The following is a 21,722-nucleotide window of genomic DNA, read 5'->3' on the forward strand; positions in this document are numbered from 1 at the left end:
TAAACGGTCTACGAAAACGATCGTTGCCGTTTTCTATGTTATCTATAATAGTACCATAGTATGGAAGCATGCGCAAACCTTTAGGGCTTGTCTGACACGCCTTCCAAGCGTTCTGTCTCGATCAGAAAAGCGCGAGCAGGAACGTATTGTATCAGGATTTCCCCGGCTGTCAGCGCGATGGCGCAGGCCACAATTCCAATCATGATGCCTTTCTCTACCCGTCTGGAAAATCGGCGAAAACGCTCGTCGTACTGACTGGTCAATGGGGTCACTTCCTTTTGGCAAAGCGTCAATCCTCGACGCCTTTTTTGCGAAGCTCTAGCTGTCTTTCGTAACACGCCCTAACCACTTTTACCCGATCCTGTTCACTGATATTCGTAAACTTCCCTGATATCCACTGATGCAAGCCCTTCTCTTCCGGCGCCTTTTGTCTGACGACCTCCAGTTCGGCAAATGCATGCTGCACCTGGCCAGTTCGGCTAGGCAGCGATATCCAGACCTGGAGCAAATCCTTTTCCCGCAAACGATAGGACTCGTCGCAGCTGAAAGACAGACCGCCACCGCTGATGTCGATCGTTCGCGCCAAAAAATGATAGCGCCGCATCGGGTCCTGATGCTTTACAGCGATGTCCAGCGTCGTTTCGATACGCAAGTAATTGCGCCGTTGTGTGCGCACAATCTCCTCTTTATTCGGCAATTGCAACAACAGCACCGGGATATGCGCGCTTTCTCTGCCGACGATGGAGGTATGGAACTCATAGCGAGAGCCGTCCTCTCCTACGTACCAGACCAGGCAGCTTGTGCCGGGCCGAAATACCCCGGTTCTTCCCGTGTTTTCACTGGTCGGCAATTCGATAGAAGCTACCTCTTCTGTCAAGTCGGTGACGCGGCTTTTGAAAGCATCCAACTCTGTTTCTTCTTCAGAGGAACCCGTGAAGTGAAGTCGTATGGTTTGTCCTACTCGTGGAAGCATCATATAGCAAATGTTCCTCCTTTTCCCTCTCACCCCCTCATTATATACTCTTTTCTTTCGAATCAGCAAATAGGGAAAGCCGTCAAATTCAGCTTTCCCCTTGCATTTTTCCGCGCTTATTGCTGATTCTCCCGGTCTGTGCCAGTCTCCATTTTCACGACTTCTTCCTCGTCGCCGTTCATGGCGTTGATGTACACCATGTATGAATTTCCTTCAAAGCTGCCCGTCAGCTCCCAGGTCAAAACTTCTTTGCCGTCATTTTTCCCTTCGATCAAAGCCAGCCGCTCGCTGGTGACTTTCACGCTCGGATTTACTTTTTTGCGCGCCTCTTCTTTGGACAGACGCGGCTTGGACAACAGGCGTTGTTTGTGATTGAACAAGTATTCCGTAGAGTTGAATGCGGTCACTTCTCCGTTGTCCAGCGCGATCTCAATCGTCACGGAATCCGGATAGATGCGCACGCCATCCTGGACGGGCACAAACGTGAACAGCGCATTGCGGTCATAGCTGTCGATCTCGGAAACAACCATATCCCCGAAGCCATGCTTGCGCAAAAACTCTTCGCCTCTCTCTTGCGCTTGCTTCATATCGAGTTTTTCTTCCCCGATCTCACGCTCGTTCATCATCCAGACGACTTTGCCGCCGCGTTTGGTCACATCGAGGTTGATCGCCGCTTTCTGTCCGTTCGGAATGACGCGGACACTGTAAGCTGTGTACGTTTGTCCTTTTCCGTTCTCGTCGACTTCCACCTTGGCGTCAGACGCGTTGATGCGCAAAAATTCCAGTGCGCTTTTCTTCGCATCCTCAGCGGTGGCGGGCTTGCCGTCAATTCCTTGGATTCGTTGCTGTTTTTTCTTGTCCAGGCTCTGGATGCCCACTCCCCAGTCCAAATCCGGAAACTCCTGCACTTTTTTCTCGATCGTCTGGAATCCGTCTACGATTGTGTTGTCCGACTTCTTGTCGTCTGACGCGAGCGCCGTCTCTACGTCCATCCAGCGCAGTTGCTTGTCGATGACATTGGCCTGGACGTTGCGAAGCTGGTCCTGAATGTCCTGGGCTTGTTTATGCAAACTTTTCAAGGTGCCGTACTCCTTGTCGCTAAGCGGCTCCTTGTCCAAATCGCGCACAGCAACCCGGTAAGAGAAATCGGCTACACGCGAAAGCATCTCCTCTGTGTTGCTGAAAGGCATCAACGTAAGCGGAAGCTGGCCCACATCCGATTGGGCTGCGTAGGCTAGACGCCAGACGTTGGTCAAGGTCGGCGTCATTTGCCGGCGGGAATTGACGACCAATGACTTGCCCAGTTCGTCATGCAATTTGTCGATATGGTAAGTCAAGTCGTGAAAAGCCCGCTGATACGAGTTTTCCGCTTTGATCAAAACCGAGTTTTTTTCGTTGTGCTCCTGGTACCCCCACATCCCCGCGCCTACCAAGGCAACCAAGGCTATGGGTAACAAGACGCGCGCCGTTGCTCCATATACCATCCCTTGCCACTCCTTCTATTCTGATTGAAAAGCCTTTACCTGCAAAAAATATGCTTCCCGATTTTTTTGACTTGCGGCCTGCTCCAAATCCATTTGGACGTCGCTGTTACCGGGTTGAAGTAGTAGGTGCAGCCTCCCGATGGGTCCCACCCGTTCAATGCATTTTTGACAGCCTTGCGCGCACTCTCGTTCGGGGCCAGCCAGATTTGCCCGTCCGCCACTGCCGTGAATGCTCGCGGCTCAAAAATGACAGCCGATGGCGTATCGGGAAAGGACGGGCTTTTGACGCGGTTTAAAATGACGGCAGCAATCGCCACCTGGCCTTCAAACGGTTCTCCTCTGGCCTCTCCGTACACGGCATTCGCCATCAGCTTGAGGTCGTTCTCCGATATCCGCGAAGGATGAAAGCTCGCTTTGGACTTTGTCTGGCTTTGCTTTGCCGGTGCTGCCATCTGTGTCCCGCGTGCGGCCACCGCGCTGTTTTCATTGGAGAAAATCTCGTACCCGCAAAAGCCTGCCACCACGAACAAGATCAGCACACCTGCGATCCAGATTTTTTGCACGGCATAAGTCCTCCTTGGCATGAATTGAAATCTTTGCATAGTGTTAGTGGAGGAAGAATGGATTATGCATGAAAATGCGAGAGGAATCGCCAATCCAGAGGCTTCCAGCACAAAAAGACCGATACGCTTGGCATCGGTCTTTTTGTCTGGCTTGCTATTTGTTTTTTACGATTCGTCAATGCGAAAATGCTGGTCGTTGTCGCACAGGCATTGCTTGAATCCCGTTTCCACTTGCCCGCCTGGTTCCCTGCGACCGCGGAGGGTAAATTTTTCTCCACATACATTGCATTGAATGGTCACTTTTGCTCGTTCGGATTTCAGCACGTCTCGTCTCCTCCTTAACGTCTATTGTGGACGCGAAGAAAGATTTTTAGAACCGTATTCATGAGCGCGCTGCACCTTTTTCAAGCCTTGCCACCAAAGGATCAGCATGAATGGCACGATGACTACCAGCCAGTTTTGGATCGAAAGAAAAATGGCGTTGTACAAAGCGTGAAGTCCAATCGGCAGGACGATGGACAGCCAGAGAAACGTTTTTTCCTGCTTGCTGTTTTGCGAGAACTTGGCCCGCCCCAAATAATAGCCCATCCATACAGCGAAAAGCGCGTGGCTGGAGACAGGCAAAAAGGCGCGCCAGAAGGCAATATTCATCCCGTTGATGATCAAATAAAACAAGTTTTCCAAAGTGGCAAAACCGAGCGACACGGCGACTGCATACACAATTCCATCGTAAGGCTCATCAAATTCCACATGCTTGTAGACTGTGAAAAAGATGACCATCCATTTGAAAAACTCTTCTACTACAGCGGACTGGATGATTTCCGCGACAATTCCGCTCCGCCAGTTCCATTCATTCTGCATGATGTACTGGAGTACCATAATCGGAATCACCAGCAGCATCCCAAAGATAAACGACCGGATAACCATGGAAATCGGTTCCGGTTCGAGACTGTCACGCAGGTAAAAATAACTCATGATGGCGATACCGGGGGCAATTGCCGCGCCGATCATTGCGATCATCTTTTATTGCTCCTTTACACAAGGCTGTTATTCATCGTACCATGAATAATGGTTGATGAAAACCCGCTACAGGAGAGAGATCATGACAAAAAAAATATTGGTAGTCAATACTGGTGGCACGATCGCCATGTCCGTAGATGACACAGAAGGCGTCAAACCGCTGGATGACCAAGCTGTAAACAAAATCCTTCCTTTTTTAGAGCGTTACGCGGACGTCACCATGAAAAACGTACTGAATTTGCCAAGCCCGCACATGACTCCCAAGATCATGAACGACTTGCGTCTGCAAATCGAAGAAGAATTTCGCCAGGAGCAGTATGATGGGGTCGTCATCACGCACGGAACCGATACATTGGAAGAGACAGCGTATTTCCTTGACCTGACGCTTTCCGTCAATGTTCCGATCGTTGTTACCGGGGCTATGCGCAGCAGCAACGAGCTTGGCGCTGACGGTCCGGTCAATCTGATTTCCTCCGTTCGCGCTGCCGCTGATCCAGCCAGTCTGAACAAAGGCGTGATTGTCGTGTTCAACGATGAAATCCACGCCGCTTGCCATGTGACGAAAACCCATACGAGCAACGTCGCCACATTCCAATCGCCGCAATACGGCCCGATCGGAACAATCGCGAAAAAAAGCGTGCAGTATCATCACGCTCCATTGGATCGCGAGCATTACAACATCACCCACGCCGATGCGAATGTGCCGCTGATCAAGGCCGTTGCCGGCATGGAGCCAGCTTGGCTGCAATTTTTGCTGGAGCAACCGATTGACGGATTGGTCATCGAAGCATTCGGTCTCGGCAATCTGCCGCCAGCGATCATCCCGACGCTGCAGCAACTGCTGGATCGCGGAATCCCGATCGTTCTCGTGTCCCGCTGCTACAATGGACAAGTTCAGGACATTTACGACTACGAAGGCGGCGGCCGCAAGCTGAAAGAAATGGGCATTATTTTCTCTAACGGTCTGAATGGTCAAAAAGCTCGCCTCAAGCTGATCGTCACCTTGCAGACGACGCGCGACTTCCAGGAACTGCAAAAGTTGTTTGATCAATAAAAATGAAATGAACAAACCCCCTCTTTGCTTCGACAAGGAGGGGGTTTTCATTGCTTTTCCGCTTTTGTTCAACCAAAAAACAAAGGCTTCGCCCACATGAGGCGAAGCCTGTTTCTTCTCAATATATGGAGGGTCGTTTGTTTGATTAAACCCAGCCGCGGAAGCGAGAAGCTTCTGCCATTTTGCGTGCACCGACCATGTAAGCGGAAAGGCGCATGTCCACACGGCGCGTTTGCGACAGGGAATAAACACTTTCAAACGAGCGAACCATTACTTTTTCCAATTTCTCTTCTACTTCTTCTTCGCTCCAGTAGTAACCTTGGTTGTTCTGTACCCACTCGAAGTAAGAAACGGTTACACCACCAGCACTTGCCAGTACGTCTGGTACAAGCAGAATGCCGCGCTCAGTCAAAATCTTGGTTGCTTCGAGTGTAGTCGGGCCGTTAGCCGCTTCTACGACGATTTGCGCCTTGATGTTGTGAGCGTTTGCAGCAGTGATTTGGTTTTCGATAGCCGCTGGTACGAGAATGTCGCAATCCAGTTCAAGCAGCTCTTTGTTCGTGATGGTGTTGTTGAACAACTTCGTTACGGTACCGAAGGAATCGCGACGATCGAGCAAATAGTCGATATCCAAACCGTTTGGATCATGCAGAGCGCCGTAAGCATCGGAGATACCTACTACTTTTGCTCCTGCATCGTGCATGAATTTCGCCAGGTAGCTACCAGCGTTACCAAAACCTTGAACGACAACGCGTGCACCTTTTACATCGATGTTGCGGCGTTTTGCTGCTTCGCGAATGCAAATGGTAACCCCTTTGGCTGTTGCTGTTTCACGTCCATGCGAACCACCAAGTGCAATCGGTTTACCGGTAATGAAACCAGGCGAGTCAAATTCACGGATACGGCTATATTCGTCCATCATCCATGCCATGATTTGCGAGTTCGTGAAGACGTCCGGAGCCGGAATGTCTTTCGTTGGACCCACAAGTTGGCTGATTGCGCGAACGTAACCGCGGCTCAGTCTTTCCAGTTCACGGAAGGACATTTCACGCGGGTCGCAAATGATACCGCCTTTACCACCGCCATATGGCAGGTCGACGATACCGGCTTTGAGGCTCATCCAGATAGAAAGTGCTTTAACTTCATCCTCAGTAACTTCCGGGTGGAAACGAATGCCCCCCTTGGTCGGACCAACTGCATCGTTGTGCTGAGCACGATAGCCCGTAAACACCTTTACTTCGCCGTTATCCATGCGAACCGGAATGCGTACGGTCAAAACGCGTAGCGGCTCCTTCAAGAGTTCAAACATCGATTCTTGGTAACCTAGTTTATCCAGTGCTTCCTTGATCACCGTTTGAGTCGAGTGCAGCAAGTTCAATGTTTCTTGCTTTTCTTTCCCTTCGGTGCTTTCGGTTACCACGTCTTGATTACCCATTACTTACCACCTCAAAAATGTTATCGGTCAATGCAGCCTTTAGTATACACGCTTGTATCAGGTATGAGAAGCGAAAAAAAGTTTTTTTTCCATTTCGAAAACGTTTTCTTCTGTTTGCCTGCATATAAATACAACTATTTACCAGCCGCTTGTATCAGCAAACGAATGGCCCGGACGCGGCTTCCTGTCCCTAAAAACGCACACTGCTTGGTCGTTGTAGTGTTCCCAAAGTGCACACTTTCATTACCGAACCCATCGATTTATGTCATAATGGAAACAGTAATTCTGGAAGTTTATTCATGGAGGCGTTTTTATGAAAAAAAATAACATTTTGTTCGTTTACGCTCATCCAGACGACGAAACCTTCGCGTCCGGCATTACGATTTCCAAATACACCCAGGAAAACAAGGCAGAGTGCCACTTGCTTTGCGCTACGAGAGGCCAAGCTGGCAAGCCAGGCAATCCCCCGCTTTGCTCCATCGAACAATTGCCCGCATACCGCGAGCAGGAATTGCGAGAGGCTGCTTCCCTTCTCGGACTTGCGAGCGTGGAGCTGTGGGATTATCAGGATAAGCTGTTGAATACAGTGCCCGTCGACGAGCTGGTCAAGCGCATTCATCAAGCGATCGAGGTATTGCAGCCTGCTGTCCTCGTTACGTTTGCCCCGCATGGCATCTCGGGACACCCGGACCATCAGGCGATTTCCCAAGCCACAACCAAGGCTGTCCAGACGTTGGGTGCTGAGACGAGCGTGCGCAAGCTCTACTACGCGACACGCCCTTCCAATGGACCGTTCGGAGCGATCGAGCCGCCGTTTTCCGATCCGATCGAGAACATTACTACCATCATCAACGCTCCCGAGTACAAACCGCAAGTGGCAGCCGCCCTGCGTGCGCACAAAACGCAGCACCTCTCGGTAGAGCGCGTCTTCCCGGGTGTTCCTTCCGGCGGATTTGACGCGGTTCCGCCAAGCAACCACTACATTTTGGCCTGGCACAATCTGCCTAGCTATTCCGTTTCCGCTGACAAAAAAGAAGCCGACTTGTTCGAAGGCATGGGCGTCTGAAAATAATCGAGACAGCAAAAGCACCTAGTAGCCACTAGGTGCTGTTTATTCTCCCAGGCACTTCACCATTTCCTTGCGTCTCACGTGAAATGTCTGCATATTTCCTTGACAGCATCGTCGGCAACGACAACCTTGCCGTATTCTTCCAGGACATAAATCGTTGTCGGCGTCGCTTCCCCGTACTCAGAGAGAATCGCAATCAATTTGTGGTATCGCTCCTGATCCAATTCCACCTCTTCTAACACCAGATGATATTTCCCCTGGTAGAAGTAGGCCGCCCCTCCATTGGTCAGCAAAGCATTGATACGGTGGGCAGCTTCAACCATATGCTCAAAGTCACGGAAGGCGTAAATGATTAGATCGCTTTCCTCTAGGGTGACTTCTAATTCATATACTTCCTCGTCCTCGAATTCTTCTTCTTTTCCGTCCTTTGAGCCTGTTTTGCCGCGAGTAACGATCACGACCATACCCTGAGCTGGCAAGGCGAACACTTCAACTGCAACAGGCCCTGACACTTCAAACCCTAACTCGTGATAAGCCTGCTCCATCATGTCGTTGAACAGTTCATGAACTTTAGGAATGTCACGCCACATGTCTTCTTTTTCTATCCCGCGCTCTGTTAGGTCGTCAAACGTTAAAAAGATTCGTATTTTGTCTTGACCAAGGCGTTCAACACGCATGACTGTCCCTCCTCGCCATCCAGTCGTACTACAAAATATGATGCTGAGCCTGTAAGAGTTCTCCGCATTTTCCGACGAATGCCTGCGCTGCATTCAACCATTTTTTTCGCATTTGGGAAAATCCGGGGTAGTCCTATCATATCACATTTAGTAGCGGGAACATAGCCACCTGACACTCTACGCGGCTCTTCGTGCACTTTCGCACACACGTGTCGATTCGGACGTTTGAAAAGCAAACTTTGTAGCAGCCTGTCATTTCCTGCGCTTTCCCAGGAAAAGCTGCTCGCGTTATCGCCATCCAATCATGAGCGCGACTGTGGCCGCCAGGAAGGTGGGAACGGGCATTTTGACAAATTGGATCAGCAGGACAAAAAAGGAGAAGAAGCATAACGGTCCATGGAGCCAGCCCGTTTGCAGCATGCGGCCGTACAGGTACTGGCTGATGTGAAAATGCAACAGCCCGAACAGCAAGGCAGTAGCTCCGATGAACAAAAGCGCGGACAGAATGATCTCCACAGGCGAAAACAGAAACATCGACACCCAATCCCCGATTCGCTCTGCATGCAAATGTTTCGCAGGAAAAACCTGCTGGGCAGCACTTCCCAATAGCCATGCCAGAAGTCCGACGAACAAGCTCCTCCCCATGACCAGCATGATTTTTCGAAGCCTCCCGATTTTTATCTTCCCCCCATATATATTGAATCCCGCTCGTTCGGGTTCCGGGCGCGCCTAGTCCGAACAGAAAAAAACGCCGCATGCTTGGGCGTTTGTTCTCGCGCAATCCTTTTTCGCTCTCCTGTTGCCCCTTCGCTTTGCCGTTTGTCTTTCTGCGTCCGCTTCACGCCTTGTTTTCCTGTTCGCGCAGCCGCTTGTGAATCCAGATAGCAGCCTGCGCGCCGTCTCCCATGGCGATTGCAACCTGCTGGGAGTGGCAAGCGATGTCCCCGACTGCCCAAACGTTGGGATGATCCGTCTCCTTTGTGCGCGGGTTCGTTCTTACGTGGCCTTTTTCATCGATATGTACAGAAAAGGCTTGCAACAGTCCGGCCTTGGCCGTCGCACCAGGAAAGGCCAAAAACGCCCGTGACACAGCCAGCTTTTCGCCGGAAGCAAGCTGCACAGTTTGCAGAAGGCCATCGGCTTGCACCAACTGTTCGACCCGCGCTTCATGGTAGGCGATCTTCAGACGGTTGAGGATGGCATGCTCCTGGTCGCTGACCGCGCTGCCCCCATGGTTGATCACGAGCAGACTGCGCGTGTAATACGACAGCTCCTCGGCCATCTGGACAGCGTGCTTGCCATCGCCGATGACCGCTGTTGTTTGCTCGACACATTCATAGCCGTCACAATCCGGGCAAATGAATACCGATAGCCCAAGACAGTCGCGCAGCTCGGCAATTGCCGGGAAAGGATCGGCCATTCCCGTTGCCATGACCAGCGTTTTCGCCCGCAGTTTATTGGCCTGACCCTTGACTGTCACGAAAAACTCTCCATTCGCAGCAACTGAAAGGTCCGTAACCTCATCCACGATGAACTCGGCACCAAACCGGGCCGCGTGCTTTTGCCCTTCCTGACGAAAAAAATCGCCACTGACCCCTTCGGAAAATCCGAGGATGTTCCGGTAGGCTTTGGCGACTGCTGATCGTCCTCCCGGCGCATCGATCACGACTACGCGCCGCAAGCTTCTGGCGAGCTGAATTGCCGTCTGGAGTCCTGCAATTCCGCCGCCTACAATGATGGTATCGTACATCGCAAGTCCCCCACTGCTCCAACGGTTTGCCATTAGCATAACCGCTGCGCTCCGAAACCATTACGGAGCGAGCGGGACAAGCACGACTTTTCCTTCTACAAGCTGTGCCTGCGTATGAAAGCCGTTATATCTAGCGATGCGCGAAACGTTGGAATTGTTGCCGAAGTACTTGCGAGACAACATGAACAGCGTCTCGCCTTTTTGCACGACATGCTTGACGACTCGCGGTTTTTGCGCCGTCTCTGCCGGCTTCTGCACAGGAGTTGCCGTCGCGGGCGCCGCTGGTGGCTTGGCTTGCGTCTGAACGGGCTTGTTTTCCTTTTTGGGAGTGGTTGCCGGAGTGCTGCTCGCGATCGGAGTGACCGGAGCAGGGGTGGCAGAAACGCCCGAAGTTGGCTCCACAGGGGCAGGAGCAGGCTTGCTGGTCGCTTCCTCTGTCCCTTTTTGCTCGGCTGCTGCTGATGTCTCGGCAGGCGTAGCCGGAAGAACAACCGAAGTCGGTTCGCTCTCTGATGTAGTTGGAGTGCTTTCCGCCTTCGCCACCGTCTCGTCGCTCTCGCTAACCGCTTGTGTCTCTACGGCTTCCGTGTTTCCTTCTGTGCTGCGGGCAACGTTCGCTTTATACAGTTCAAAGCCAATCAATCCGAAAAACAAAATCCCGAATACGAAGAGTCCTGATTTGACCCATGTTTTAAACCGTACCGACGACGTTTTTGTCCGATTATGCCGGGAGCGTCGAGGCGGCAATTGGTTCATTTCCAGATTCACTCTTCCTCCCCCTTTGCCTTTTTGAGTGTCCTTTGCAAATAAAACGCCAGCGAAACATCAATGACAATATGGGCGACAATCGGCGGCCATAAAGACATTTGCTGCTCCATCAGCATCCCCAACAGCCAGCTAGTGCCAAATACGCTTACGATCAGGAGCGGCTTTTTCAAATAGCGCACATGCACGAGCGTAAAAAGAAAGCTCGTCCAGCCATTTCCCGCAAACGGTTGGATCACGCCGCGAAACAGCCACTCCTCAGCAAATCCGACGATCACACAGATCATGACGGTCATGCCCGGAGACATGGCTCCAAAAATCTTCTCGTTCAAGCTGCCATCGTCCTGCCAGCGCTTGGGTAAAAAAATCTCCATGACCAGGTTAAGCACGACGATGCCTACTGCTACACAGCACGCAATCCCTATTCCCGGCCAGCCTTGAAAGCTGAACAGGCCGAGCGTGCCTTTCCACCCGTGGACCCAGAAGCTGCTTATCGCCGCTGCTGCCAAGACCAATCCTTGCGTCAGCCACAGATTCATGCGCAGCGTGGCTTCATCCACCTCTAGCCCACTTTCTTTCACTTGCGTAATCTCTCCTTCTTATTTTTTCGGCAAAAGCATGTCCAACGCCTGCCGCAAGTTCCAACTGTTTTGTACTTCTCTTTGCAAAAGCGCTGTCTGTCTGCCTTCGTAGCTTTCCCGCTGCAAGCCGCAGCGCGAGCAACAAAAGCGGGTAAAGCCGAGGTCGGATTCCCCGAAGTATTGATTCAAATGCTTGCGCAGACAACGATCCGTCAGTACGTACGATCTCATCTCAGCCAACTTTTTCTGTTTGACCGCTTTGCGTTTTTCCGTCTCCTGCCAAATGTCCTGCACAGGATTCGCCATTTCCGTCGTCGTGCTCACCTGCGCCTTGCCCAGTGCTCTTTCGGTATAAAACGTGAGCATCGCTGCCATTTCCTCAGACATGTCAATCGAAGCCAGTGCTTTTGGATCGGGAGGCGCTCCCGCACCGTAAAGTTGGCAAAACTGCTGAATCTGCGCGGGTGTGGGATATTCTTTGTCCAGCATGTACTGATGAAGGTGGATATCGTCCTGGGAGTAAAGCAGCATCGCATAGCCAGGCTGACCATCCCGCCCGATCCTGCCGATTTCCTGCGAATACGCCTCCAAGCTGGCTGGCAGCTGGTAGTGAATGACATAGCGGATGTCCGGCTTGTCAATGCCCATGCCAAAAGCGTTCGTGGCGATGATGACATCCAGCTCTCCCGCCAGAAACTGCGTCTGGATCAGCATTCGCTCCATACTGTTCATGCCGCCGTGGTAGCCGTCTACGTGCCGTTTTCCTTCGAGCTGGTAAGCTGCCACGAGCACCTCTACCGCCTGGCGCGTGCTGCAATAGACGATCCCCGGCCCCGCAAGCTGGTCAATCAGATCAAAAGTCAGCTGGCGGCGCTCGCTCTCGCCGCCGACTTCCGCCAAATCGTAGGCAATGTTGGCGCGATTGAGCGTTTGCACCACTACATTTTCCCGGTCAATGCCAAACAGGGAGCAAATTTCCTCACGTACCGCAGTGGTAGCTGTCGCGGTCACCGCCAAAACGGGAGGGTTCCCCAGTTGTTTGACCGTATCAGGCAAGCGCAAGTAGTCCGTGCGAAAATCATGGCCCCACGCAGAGATGCAGTGGGCTTCATCGATGGCAAAAAGGGAGACAGTGGCGCGTTTGAGCGCTTGCTGGACATACGGCTGTTGCAGCTTTTCCGGCGAGATATACAACAGCTTGCACTGGCCGGACGCGATCTTTTGCAGCACTTCCCGCGCTTCTGCCGCTTCCTGTGTGCTGTTCAGATAGGCAGCCGGAATTTTTCTTTTCGTTCGCAGCTGCTGCACCTGATCGACCATCAGCGAGATCAACGGGGAAACGACCACCGTGATACCCGGCAACAACAACGCGGGAAGCTGATAGGTCACCGATTTTCCGCCGCCCGTTGCCATCAGGCCAAGCACGCTTTTTCCCGCCAGCACCCTCTTTATGATCGACTCTTGACCGGGTCGAAATTCCCCGTAGCCAAAATGCTGTTGCAACTGCTGCTGCCATTCGTTATTCATTCGACTCCTCCTGCCTGCGGGCCAAAGCCAGCCGAATTTGCAAGTAACTGACAGTCGGGCCGACACGATCCTTGATGAGTCTGAGTCTGCTCGTTTGCAGCTGCTCGCTGGCGGCCATAATCGCCGCGCGCGTTTCCGAAGACAAGTAATCCGCAGCGTCCCACTCCGGGCAGCGCAAGGCGATCTCCACCAAATGATCCTCGACGGTGCTCTCTTTCACTTGTCTTTGCGCAGCAATCTCTGCTTTGTGTATTCCTCGCTGGACCAAAGCATACGTGCGGGCCGCGCTGTCGCTCAGCCGTGGATCGAGCTTGTTTTCCTGGACGACGAGCCGTGAAAGCAGGGGAAATGCCTGCTTCTCCTCGCTCAGTCGCAAAATGGAGGCAGCCAGCCCGTACCGAAACAGCAGCGTGAGATACACTTTGGACGATTGCTTTTGCTTCGCCAGCTGTCCGAGCGTCTTCCCCACTTGCGAGACGCCAGATAGCTGAGCGACCAACAATTCCTGCACTTGCGGCTGCAACGGCTCCCACAGGCGGAAAAGCTCCTCTGACAGCCCCGCTTCCCATGCTTCCCGCAACCTCGCTGGCCCGACCTGCTCTTTTACCCACTGCTGGACGGACTTGTCCATCACGACCGGCACGAATCCAAGATCTTTTCCAAGCAATTGCGATACAGTTTGCACAAGCAAGTGCAGCCGCTGCCAGAACGATTCGATGCGGGCTGCCAAATCAAAGCGGGTAAACGGCGCGAACCAGACAGCAAAACCGTACTTCTCATAAGCATGCTCGGCAAACTGGCGTCCGTTCGCCGTGACCAAAAACGTCGGTTTGGGACTTGGTCCCTCCCCTTCGCACGGTTGCAAATAGTCGTTTTGAAACAAAGTTGCAACAATTTTATCCCAATCCTCTTTTGAAAAACCGGGAAACATCCGATAATACGGATAAAGGTTGTACAAATGCACATCCTGAAGAGTCTGGTTTGCTTTTCTGCCGCGAAGGATGTAGTAAGCTGCCTGAAGCGTTCTTTCGTTCGCCAGAGGAAGCATCGCATTCAGAGCGACAGCGCATAAAAGCTCTCGTTCCTCTGCCACACTGTTTTGACTGTTCATGTGTACTCCTTGCTATTGTTCTTTTATTCTTTTTGCGGCCCTAACGACTGCACACTTTTCACTGGATTGGATTTGGAGGATTTCTTTATGACAAAACGATTGAAAAAGTCAGAATTTATGATGGCGTACATGATCATCATAACACTTGCATGTACCGTTGGTGGATTTTTTTTCGGCGCACATTATATGAAGACATCCATTGAGGCCGAGCAAGCGGCAGCTATGGAAGCCAAACAAAAAGAAGCCGAAAAGGAAAAGATGCTGCGCGAACAAAAGCTTTACAGTGAACAGGACTTCATCCGGTTTTATTATGCGGTTTACGCTCCCGTGCTTGAACTGAAGCAGGCGCATTTCGAAACGATGGCGAACTGGGGCAGCCTCGATCAAAAAGCGCGCACGGATGCGCTCAAGCAATTGGAGAAACAAGCCGATCAGACGATCAAAGACCTGGACAAAACCGTGCCGCTCCCGACCTCCCCACTGCTGGCACAAGCCCACACGCAATTTACGAACAGTGTACGGGCTTATTTGGATAGTATGGAGAATATCCGATCCGCTCAGAATAGTAATGCCTCAACGCCTGCCGTCATCGCTTCCGGCTTGACGCTTGCCCAAAACAGCTGGCTGACGGCCCAAGAAATGGTCTACCATTCGGTTGCTGCCTGGGAATCGGCCTACGTCGAGAAAAAGCCGATGCCAAAAGCAGCGCCTGCGACCGTTTCTGTGGAACAGTGGAAGCAGTATCCGTTCCACTACCGGACCTATCTGGCTGCTTTGTTTATGTCGGCGAACAAACAATGGGGCAGCTACAATCCGGAAGACTTGACCGCGCGTCTGGATCTGCTCCTGGCCTCTACTGAGTCGCAAACGCTGGGAATCAAGGACGTGGCCGCGGCAGTGAAGGTTTTGAACGCAACAGATGCTGTCCATGCTGGTGATTTCAAAAAGTTGAATGGCAAGCTTTATTCTGTCCTAAGTACCCCTGAAATTCCGCTTTACAAGTAGTCGTACATTTTTAGACTGATTCAATCTTGAAATCTTGTGAACAAGAGCATACAATGGTCTATGATAGTGGACGTACCACTTCGCAACGGGAGGTGAAACCACGATGACTACATGGGTAGATAAAGACACTTGTATTGCTTGCGGTGCTTGTGGCGCCACGGCTCCTGACGTCTTTGATTACGACGACGAGGGCCTTGCGTTCAACAAGTTGGATGACAACGCAAACAGCGTTGAAATCCCGGATATCCTTCAAGACGACGTTCGCGACGCTGCAGAAGGATGCCCGACCGATTCTATCAAAGTGGAATAGTATTCCAGCAACCAAACCTCTTACGTACTTTGTATGTAAGAGGTTTTTCAGTTTTTTTCCACTACTCCGCCATTCTGAACGGACAGTCGGCATTTTCCCGTTTCTTATTTTTTGATTTTTCGGTAAGATAAAATCATGCAGAAAAACCGAACATTCTCGCGCGTTTTTCCCATTTTTTGTGAGACTAATATCCTAACGTTCGGTTTTAGGTTGTTTTTGTCCATTAACTACACTCCAATCAACTAATATTCACGAACGATAAATCTATTTTTCTTGGCATCGTTCATTTTTTCTTGTTTTTCTGCTTGACGCTGTCATTTTGCCGTGATATCTTAAGTACAAATCTTAGGAAACACCACATCACCAACAGCGATGACGAAGAAATGCTGTGCCAAAGAAATCCTCAGAGAGCCGATGAATTGCTGCGAATCGGCGGTTTCTTCCACAGATAAGCACTTCTGAGCTGCTGCGTCGAACAGGCGATGAAGTCGTCACAAGTAGGCGCGAACGGTAGATCCGTTATCTCTACAGGTCATGTACCTGCCAAGGCTCTTTTTTGAGAAAAGAAGAGCGAATGAGGGTGGCACCGCGAAGCAAGCCTCTCGTCCCTCACTGTTCTGTAATAGGAGCAGTGTGAGAACGGGAGGTTTTTTTATTGATTTATTTAGGAGGAGAGAGACATGTTCACTGACAAATTGATTTTGCGCATTCCAGGCCCTACCCCCATCCCCCCTCGCGTGCAGTTGGCGATGAGCCAGCCGATGATTGGACACCGCAGCGGCAAATTCTCTGCTCTGTTCGCACGCACGGCGGAAAGACTGAAACCTTATTTCGGCACGACCCAAGACGTGTACATCCTCGCAGGCAGCGGAACCAGCGCGCTGGAGACAGGCGTGGTCAACACGCTGCAACCCGGAGATGAAGCTGCCGTGCTCATCAGCGGCGCTTTCGGCGAACGCTTTGCGAAAATATGCGAGCGTTACGGCGTGATTGCCCACCGCCTGGAAGTACCGTGGGGCGAAGCTGTTACACCGGAGCTGGTCGAAGCTTTTCTCAAAGAAAAGCCGCAAGTAAAAGCTGTTTTCGCAACGTACTGTGAGACTTCTACCGGGGTGCAAAATCCGATTGCCGAGCTGGCGAAAACGATCCGCACTCATTCCGATGCCCTGTTTATCGTAGATGCAGTCAGCTGCCTGGGCGCAGTGGCTTGCGAAATGGATGCCTGGGGCGTCGACATCCTCGTAACGGGCTCGCAAAAAGCGTTCATGCTGCCGACAGGTCTCGCCTTCCTCGCTGCAAGCGAACGAGCCTGGAAAGTCATTGAGGCAAACAAGCCGCTCGCTTTCTACCTCGACCTGAAAGCGTACCGGAAAAGCCTCGCCGATCAGACAACACCGTACACTCCGGCCGTTTCCCTGATTTTTGGTCTGGCCGAGGTACTCGATATACTCGATGAGGAAGGGCTGCCTGCAATCATCAAGCGCCACGAGCTGATGCGCGACATGACCCGCGCTGCCATGCGCGCACTGAACGTCAACCTGATGGCCGAAGACGCCTATGCCGCTGCCACCGTCACCTCCTGCGACCCACAAGGCGCTTTTGACGCGGAGGCGCTGCGCAAAGTATTGACGAAGCAGTACAACATCACCATCGCTGGCGGACAACAGCACATGAAGGGGAAAATTTTCCGCATCGGACACATGGGCTACTGCGAACCGCTCGACGTTCTGCAAGTGATCTCTGCCATTGAAATGTCGCTTCACCAAATCGGTGCCCCAGTCGAGCTGGGTGCCGGTGTCAAAGCTGCCCAGGAGGTGCTCATCGCACATGTATAAAGTTCTGATTACTGACCCACTTAGCGAATTTGGTATTCAACAATTGCTGGACGCCGAGGACGTGGAAGTCGTCCGCAAAACCAGCCTCTCCCCTGCCGAGCTTTTGGAAATCATCGGCGATTACGACGCTTTGCTCGTCCGCAGCCAGACACAAGTGACAGCGGAAGTTCTCCAGGCCGGAAAAAATTTGAAGGCGGTAGGACGCGCCGGGGTCGGCGTAGACAACATCGATATCGCCGCAGCTACGCAAGCTGGTATTCCGGTCATCAATGCCCCGGACGGCAATACGATTTCTACGGCGGAGCATTCCTTTGCCATGCTGATGGCAGTCGCCCGCAACATCCCGCAAGCACACAAAAAACTCGTGGACGGAACATGGGATCGCAAAAGCTTCCAAGGGGTCGAGCTGAACAAAAAAGTGCTCGGCGTAGTCGGAATGGGCCGGATCGGTTCTGAAGTTGCCAAGCGCGCCAAAGCATTCGGCATGAGCGTCATGGGCTTCGACCCGTTCATGACCGAGGAACGCGCGCAAAAAATGGGCGTCATCCATGCCACTGTCGATGACATTTGCCGTCAAGCAGATTTCATCACGGTGCATACCCCATTGACAAAAGAAACCCGCCACATCATCAGCACGCGCGAATTTGCCAAAATGAAAGAAGGCGTCCGCCTGATCAACTGCGCACGCGGCGGGATCATCGACGAAAAGGCGCTGTACGAAGCGATCACAAGCGGCAAAGTTGCCGGAGCCGCCCTGGACGTGTTTGAGGAAGAGCCGCCAGTAGACAACCCGCTCGTAGGTTTGCCGCAAGTCGTTACCACTCCTCACCTGGGAGCATCGACAGTCGAAGCGCAAGAAAACGTGGCGGTCGATGTGTCCGAAGAAATCTTGAAGGTGCTGCGCGGCGAGCCGTTCAAAAACGCGGTGAACTTGCCGTCCATCCCTGCGCACGTCATGGAAAAGGTGCAACCGTACTTCCAACTGGGCGAAAAGCTGGGGCATTTCCTCGCACAAGTCACGGTTGGCTCGATCTCCGAGGTCGCGATCAAGTACAGCGGCGAGCTGACCGATGTGGATACTTCGCCGCTGACCCGCACCGTCTTGAAAGGCGTTTTGTCCTTCCGTCTGGGCGAGGTTGCAAACTACGTGAATGCACCGCTTCTGGCAAAAGTCCGAGACATCACCGTTACGGAGCAAAAAACGGCGCAAAACAAAGGCTTTACCAACCTGCTGACCGTCAGCCTGAAAACGACGCAGGAAACTCGCACCGTTGCTGGTACGCGCCTCAACGGATACGGCGCGCGCATCGTCAAAATCGACGACTTTGCGATCGACGTGGCTCCAGAAGGCTACTTGCTCTACATTCACCACAACGACCGCCCTGGTGTAATCGGACGCGTCGGTTCCATTTTGGGCGAAAACAGCGTGAACATCGCAACGATGCAAGTGGGCCGCCGCGACATTGGCGGAGACGCGATTATGATGCTTTCCGTTGACAAGCCGCTTACGCCTGAGCTGCTCGACACGATGGGCGAGCTGGCTGAAGTGAAAAGCGTTACGCAAATCGAACTGTAGACAGGGGCCCTCCCCTTTTGCTTCTGATCGCCAAAAAGACCTGGCTATTCATCTGCCGGGTCTTTTCCTTTACCCTTATTTTTGTTAGCGCTATAATGGGACGAGATGATTTTACACCAAGAAAGGAGTTTCTTATGACGAACCAGGCGTTGTTCGCCATCGGCATCTTTTTAGTTACCTACGCATTTATTATCAGCGAAAAATTGCACAGGACGATCGTCGCCATGTGCGGCGGGATTTTGATGGTTCTGTTTGGCATCGTCTCGCAGGAGCAAGCGATACATCACATTGATTTCAACACGTTGGGCCTGTTGATCGGGATGATGATCCTCGTGACGGTGACGGCTAAAACTGGGGTATTCAAGTATGTGGCGATTCGCGCCGCCAAGCTGGCAAAAGGCAAGCCCGTTCGCATCCTCGTGTACTTGAGCATCATCACGGCTGTTGCTTCCGCCTTTTTGGACAACGTGACAACCGTGCTGCTGATCGTTCCGGTTACTTTCAGCATCGCCAGACAGCTGGAACTGAATCCGATCCCGTTTTTGATCAGCGAAATTATTGCATCGAATGCGGGTGGTACAGCGACATTGATTGGTGACCCGCCCAATATCATGATCGGCAGTTCGGTTCCAGAACTGGATTTCATGGCGTTTCTCGTCAATTTAAGCCCGGTCATCGTCATCATCATGGCGCTGACGATCTTGTGTCTCGTGTTCATTTATCGCAAGCAACTACATACGTCGCCTGAGTTGAGTGCGCGAATCATGCAGCTCAATGAGCGCGACGAAATTACGGATTCGGTCTTGCTGAAAAAATCGCTGACAGTAATGGCTCTGACGATTGTCGGCTTCATGCTGCACGGCGCGCTCCATCTCGAATCGGCCACGATTGCGCTCACTGGCGCTTTCCTGCTTCTCCTCATCACCGGAGAGCATTATTTGGAAGAAGCGATCAGCAAAGTGGAGTGGAATACGATCTTCTTTTTCATCGGCTTGTTTGTCCTCGTGTCGGGGCTGGTGGAAACAGGCGTGATTGCCAAGCTGGCGAGTCAGGCGATCCAGCTGACAGGCGGCGATTCGTTGAAGACCTCCCTGCTGATTTTGTGGATGAGCGCCATTGCCTCCGCTTTTGTCGACAACATCCCGTTTGTCGCCACGATGATCCCGATGATCAAAGAAATGGGCGCTTTGGGCATCACCAATCTGGAGCCGCTTTGGTGGAGCCTTGCTCTCGGCGCCTGCCTGGGTGGAAACGGAACGCTCATCGGAGCCAGCGCCAACGTCATCGTCGCCGGACTGGCAGCCAAGGAAGGCCATCACATCGGCTTTGTCAGCTTCATGAAGGTGGCTTTCCCGCTGATGATCATGTCGATCGTCGTCTCGCATTTGTACGTCTACTTGCGCTATTTTATTTGGTGAGGAGGGCTATGCTTGCTCCAATATACATTTGATGAAAAAATGATCAGTATTCAGGAACGTGCCTCGCAGCAGGATACGACTTATGTCATCGAAGTAAAATCGGAAGAAATGCGAGCGCGGCTGAAGCAGGTTCGCCAATTTTTCGATGAGAACCGCGATTATACCGATGTCATGTTTTACTCGCGGGAGGACGGCACTTATGAAGCTATCGTTCGTGAGGATATGAAAAACGCGTTTCTGATTCACGCTTTCCGTTTTCAATGCCTGACATCGTTGCGCTGGGCTTGATTCCATAAGCAATGGCAAAAAGACTCCACCTGGATGAAGTAAGGTGGAGTCTTTTTCTATAGGAACCTTTTGGATGATTGTTGAGAGAGCAACGTTACAACTTGCTTACGCCAAACCGTCTCAGCCATCCTTATTTACTTTTCGTTCAAGACCGTCAGCAGATCGCGAATGTCATCCAAAATGTAGTCGGCCTTTTCTTCCGCAAACTTGCTGCGCGCCTTTTGACCAGACAATCCCGTCAGCGTGGCGGCGAACTGGCAGCCCATGGAACGCGCCGCAAGCAGATCGGCCAGGGAATCTCCCACTACCAATACTTCCGCTCCATTCTCGATCGGCAGAGGATGACGAAGCACATCGCTATGCGGCGTCTCCAGACCGAGCAAGCCTTTTACGTACGAAAAAGGATGCGGCTTGGACAAGGGCACATAGTCGGGATGTGCCTCTTCTGCTTCGAGAACATGCGAGGCTGTCACAACCCGATTCGGATCAAACCATTCCAGCAGGTTCATCGCCCGCAGCGGGACATGCGTCTCAATCGTCGGACGCCCCGTGCCAATTCCCAATGTGTACCCGCGTTCATTCAACACGCGGAACAGCTCCGCCATCTCTGTCGGGGGAACAATGGGAATCTCGTCGGTCAAAAAACCTTTCTTGCCTGGCTGCATCGTCTCACGGCCAATGGAAGCCGCTACGCGCTCATCGCCGAGGTACCATTCTTGAAACGTTTCCTGCACTAGCTGCCACAGCGCGCAGTTTGCCGAAAACTTGTCCGTCTCGACCCCGCAGCGCTCTTTTGCCAATTGATTCACATACAGCAGCAAATCCGCCTTTTGCGCTGAGCTTTTGGCGAAATCAGGGAGAAATGCTGCGTAATCGACTGCAAAATCAGGAGTGTAGTCGTTTGCCCACTGCCGCAGACGGGCAAGCTCTTGCCGACCAAGCTCGTCAGCAAGCAAACTTGCCGCTTCCGGCACATGCGGCACAAGCCTTTCGATCAATCGGACCAACTGGTAGGAAACAGCGAGAAAGACCATATCCCAGTTTGAGTTGATGCCACGAGATTTGATGAAGTTCAGCACTTCATCCTGCACAAACACTTGCTCGCGAACGCGTCGGATAACCGCTTCCGCTGGCGCCGGATGAAACGACTCGCCTTGCAAACCGGCATACTGCGGGCTGAACAAAAGCTCCCAAACCGTGAGAGCGGAAGCATCGAAATAGCGTTCTTCGCTGAGCATAACCCCATCCACATCAAACAAGATCGTTTTGATCATTTTCTCT

Annotated in this window: 22 protein-coding genes and 1 pseudogene; 8 read left to right on the top strand and 15 right to left on the bottom strand. The window is 52.1% G+C overall.

The genetic code is table 11. From position 1 onward, the window contains the following. Positions 1 to 80: 80 nt before the first annotated feature. From DEP07_RS03745 to prsW, 6 genes and pseudogenes are all read right to left on the bottom strand, one after another. A complete protein-coding gene (locus DEP07_RS03745; protein WP_122963598.1) occupies positions 81 to 263 on the bottom strand; it encodes a hypothetical protein in 183 nt (60 codons plus the stop codon). A gap of 26 nt (positions 264 to 289) precedes the next feature. Next, the gene (locus DEP07_RS03750; RefSeq protein ID WP_122963599.1) at positions 290 to 976 is read right to left on the bottom strand and encodes a flagellar brake protein; all 687 of its coding nucleotides are present in this window, start codon (positions 974 to 976) and stop codon (positions 290 to 292) included. 113 nt (positions 977 to 1,089) lie between these two features. Continuing rightward, positions 1,090 to 2,457 carry a germination protein YpeB gene (gene ypeB / locus DEP07_RS03755; RefSeq protein ID WP_122963600.1) on the bottom strand — a complete coding sequence of 456 codons (1,368 nt, stop codon included), beginning with the start codon at positions 2,455 to 2,457 and terminating at the stop codon, positions 1,090 to 1,092. 35 nt (positions 2,458 to 2,492) lie between these two features. Beyond that, positions 2,493 to 3,090 (bottom strand): annotated as a pseudogene (locus DEP07_RS03760) (cell wall hydrolase). 95 nt (positions 3,091 to 3,185) lie between these two features. Continuing rightward, positions 3,186 to 3,344 carry a hypothetical protein gene (locus DEP07_RS03765; protein WP_005831362.1) on the bottom strand — a complete coding sequence of 53 codons (159 nt, stop codon included), beginning with the start codon at positions 3,342 to 3,344 and terminating at the stop codon, positions 3,186 to 3,188. A 21-nt stretch (positions 3,345 to 3,365) separates the two neighbouring features. Further along, positions 3,366 to 4,040, bottom strand: coding sequence for a glutamic-type intramembrane protease PrsW (prsW, locus tag DEP07_RS03770; protein ID WP_063226921.1), 675 nt, complete (start codon positions 4,038 to 4,040; stop codon positions 3,366 to 3,368). 82 nt (positions 4,041 to 4,122) lie between these two features. Here prsW and DEP07_RS03775 point away from each other — a divergent pair, with 82 nt between their 5' ends. Continuing rightward, positions 4,123 to 5,094 (top strand): asparaginase, encoded by a 972-nt coding sequence (locus DEP07_RS03775; RefSeq protein ID WP_122963602.1) that lies wholly within the window; start codon positions 4,123 to 4,125, stop codon positions 5,092 to 5,094. A gap of 145 nt (positions 5,095 to 5,239) precedes the next feature. On the opposite strand, the gene DEP07_RS03780 is transcribed toward DEP07_RS03775, so the two are convergent. Then, on the bottom strand, positions 5,240 to 6,529 hold the full coding sequence (locus tag DEP07_RS03780; protein WP_063226919.1) for a Glu/Leu/Phe/Val family dehydrogenase: 1,290 nt from the start codon (positions 6,527 to 6,529) through the stop codon (positions 5,240 to 5,242). 313 nt (positions 6,530 to 6,842) lie between these two features. Between DEP07_RS03780 and DEP07_RS03785 the strand changes: the two genes are divergently transcribed. Then, complete coding sequence (locus DEP07_RS03785; RefSeq protein ID WP_173595801.1) at positions 6,843 to 7,595, top strand: PIG-L deacetylase family protein; 753 nt, start codon at positions 6,843 to 6,845, stop codon at positions 7,593 to 7,595. Positions 7,596 to 7,675: 80 nt separating this feature from the next. On the opposite strand, the gene DEP07_RS03790 is transcribed toward DEP07_RS03785, so the two are convergent. From DEP07_RS03790 to DEP07_RS03820, 7 genes are all read right to left on the bottom strand, one after another. Continuing rightward, positions 7,676 to 8,275, bottom strand: a complete 600-nt coding sequence (locus DEP07_RS03790) for a genetic competence negative regulator (protein ID WP_122963604.1) — start codon at positions 8,273 to 8,275, stop codon at positions 7,676 to 7,678. 288 nt (positions 8,276 to 8,563) lie between these two features. Further along, complete coding sequence (locus DEP07_RS03795) at positions 8,564 to 8,929, bottom strand: hypothetical protein (RefSeq protein WP_173595800.1); 366 nt, start codon at positions 8,927 to 8,929, stop codon at positions 8,564 to 8,566. 184 nt (positions 8,930 to 9,113) lie between these two features. Then, positions 9,114 to 10,025, bottom strand: a complete 912-nt coding sequence (locus DEP07_RS03800) for an NAD(P)/FAD-dependent oxidoreductase (protein ID WP_280648303.1) — start codon at positions 10,023 to 10,025, stop codon at positions 9,114 to 9,116. 60 nt (positions 10,026 to 10,085) lie between these two features. Further along, the gene (locus DEP07_RS03805) at positions 10,086 to 10,793 is read right to left on the bottom strand and encodes a LysM peptidoglycan-binding domain-containing protein (protein ID WP_122963607.1); all 708 of its coding nucleotides are present in this window, start codon (positions 10,791 to 10,793) and stop codon (positions 10,086 to 10,088) included. Beyond that, positions 10,790 to 11,371 carry a CPBP family intramembrane glutamic endopeptidase gene (locus tag DEP07_RS03810; protein WP_173598787.1) on the bottom strand — a complete coding sequence of 194 codons (582 nt, stop codon included), beginning with the start codon at positions 11,369 to 11,371 and terminating at the stop codon, positions 10,790 to 10,792. The genes DEP07_RS03805 and DEP07_RS03810 overlap by 4 nt, the downstream gene beginning before the upstream one ends. Positions 11,372 to 11,389: 18 nt before the next feature. Continuing rightward, the gene (locus DEP07_RS03815; protein WP_281868422.1) at positions 11,390 to 12,898 is read right to left on the bottom strand and encodes a RecQ family ATP-dependent DNA helicase; all 1,509 of its coding nucleotides are present in this window, start codon (positions 12,896 to 12,898) and stop codon (positions 11,390 to 11,392) included. Then, positions 12,891 to 14,009, bottom strand: a complete 1,119-nt coding sequence (locus tag DEP07_RS03820) for a helix-turn-helix domain-containing protein (RefSeq protein ID WP_173595796.1) — start codon at positions 14,007 to 14,009, stop codon at positions 12,891 to 12,893. Before DEP07_RS03820 ends, DEP07_RS03815 begins: the two co-directional genes overlap by 8 nt. 87 nt (positions 14,010 to 14,096) lie before the next feature. On the opposite strand from DEP07_RS03820, the gene DEP07_RS03825 reads away from it, so the two are divergent. The 6 genes from DEP07_RS03825 to DEP07_RS03850 all read left to right on the top strand — a co-directional run bounded on the left by DEP07_RS03825 (position 14,097) and on the right by DEP07_RS03850 (position 20,441). Then, positions 14,097 to 15,014 carry a hypothetical protein gene (locus DEP07_RS03825; protein ID WP_122963611.1) on the top strand — a complete coding sequence of 306 codons (918 nt, stop codon included), beginning with the start codon at positions 14,097 to 14,099 and terminating at the stop codon, positions 15,012 to 15,014. Positions 15,015 to 15,117: 103 nt separating this feature from the next. Beyond that, complete coding sequence (locus DEP07_RS03830) at positions 15,118 to 15,324, top strand: ferredoxin (protein ID WP_031305339.1); 207 nt, start codon at positions 15,118 to 15,120, stop codon at positions 15,322 to 15,324. A gap of 680 nt (positions 15,325 to 16,004) precedes the next feature. Further along, positions 16,005 to 17,159: a pyridoxal-phosphate-dependent aminotransferase family protein gene (locus tag DEP07_RS03835; protein ID WP_274875232.1), complete on the top strand. Its 1,155-nt coding sequence runs from the start codon at positions 16,005 to 16,007 to the stop codon at positions 17,157 to 17,159. After that, positions 17,152 to 18,735, top strand: a complete 1,584-nt coding sequence (serA, locus tag DEP07_RS03840; RefSeq protein ID WP_122963613.1) for a phosphoglycerate dehydrogenase — start codon at positions 17,152 to 17,154, stop codon at positions 18,733 to 18,735. The genes DEP07_RS03835 and serA overlap by 8 nt, the downstream gene beginning before the upstream one ends. Before the next feature lie 134 nt (positions 18,736 to 18,869). Next, positions 18,870 to 20,153, top strand: a complete 1,284-nt coding sequence (locus DEP07_RS03845; RefSeq protein ID WP_122963614.1) for an SLC13 family permease — start codon at positions 18,870 to 18,872, stop codon at positions 20,151 to 20,153. Between the two features lie 12 nt (positions 20,154 to 20,165). Further along, positions 20,166 to 20,441 carry a hypothetical protein gene (locus tag DEP07_RS03850; RefSeq protein ID WP_122963615.1) on the top strand — a complete coding sequence of 92 codons (276 nt, stop codon included), beginning with the start codon at positions 20,166 to 20,168 and terminating at the stop codon, positions 20,439 to 20,441. Positions 20,442 to 20,575: 134 nt separating this feature from the next. Here the strand turns inward: DEP07_RS03850 and DEP07_RS03855 are convergent, their stop codons facing one another. Further along, complete coding sequence (locus tag DEP07_RS03855; protein WP_281868419.1) at positions 20,576 to 21,715, bottom strand: HAD family hydrolase; 1,140 nt, start codon at positions 21,713 to 21,715, stop codon at positions 20,576 to 20,578. Positions 21,716 to 21,722: the final 7 nt, after the last annotated feature.

The sequence above is a fragment of the Brevibacillus sp. genome (assembly GCF_003521185.1).
Taxonomy (GTDB): Bacteria; Bacillota; Bacilli; order Brevibacillales; family Brevibacillaceae; genus Brevibacillus; species Brevibacillus parabrevis.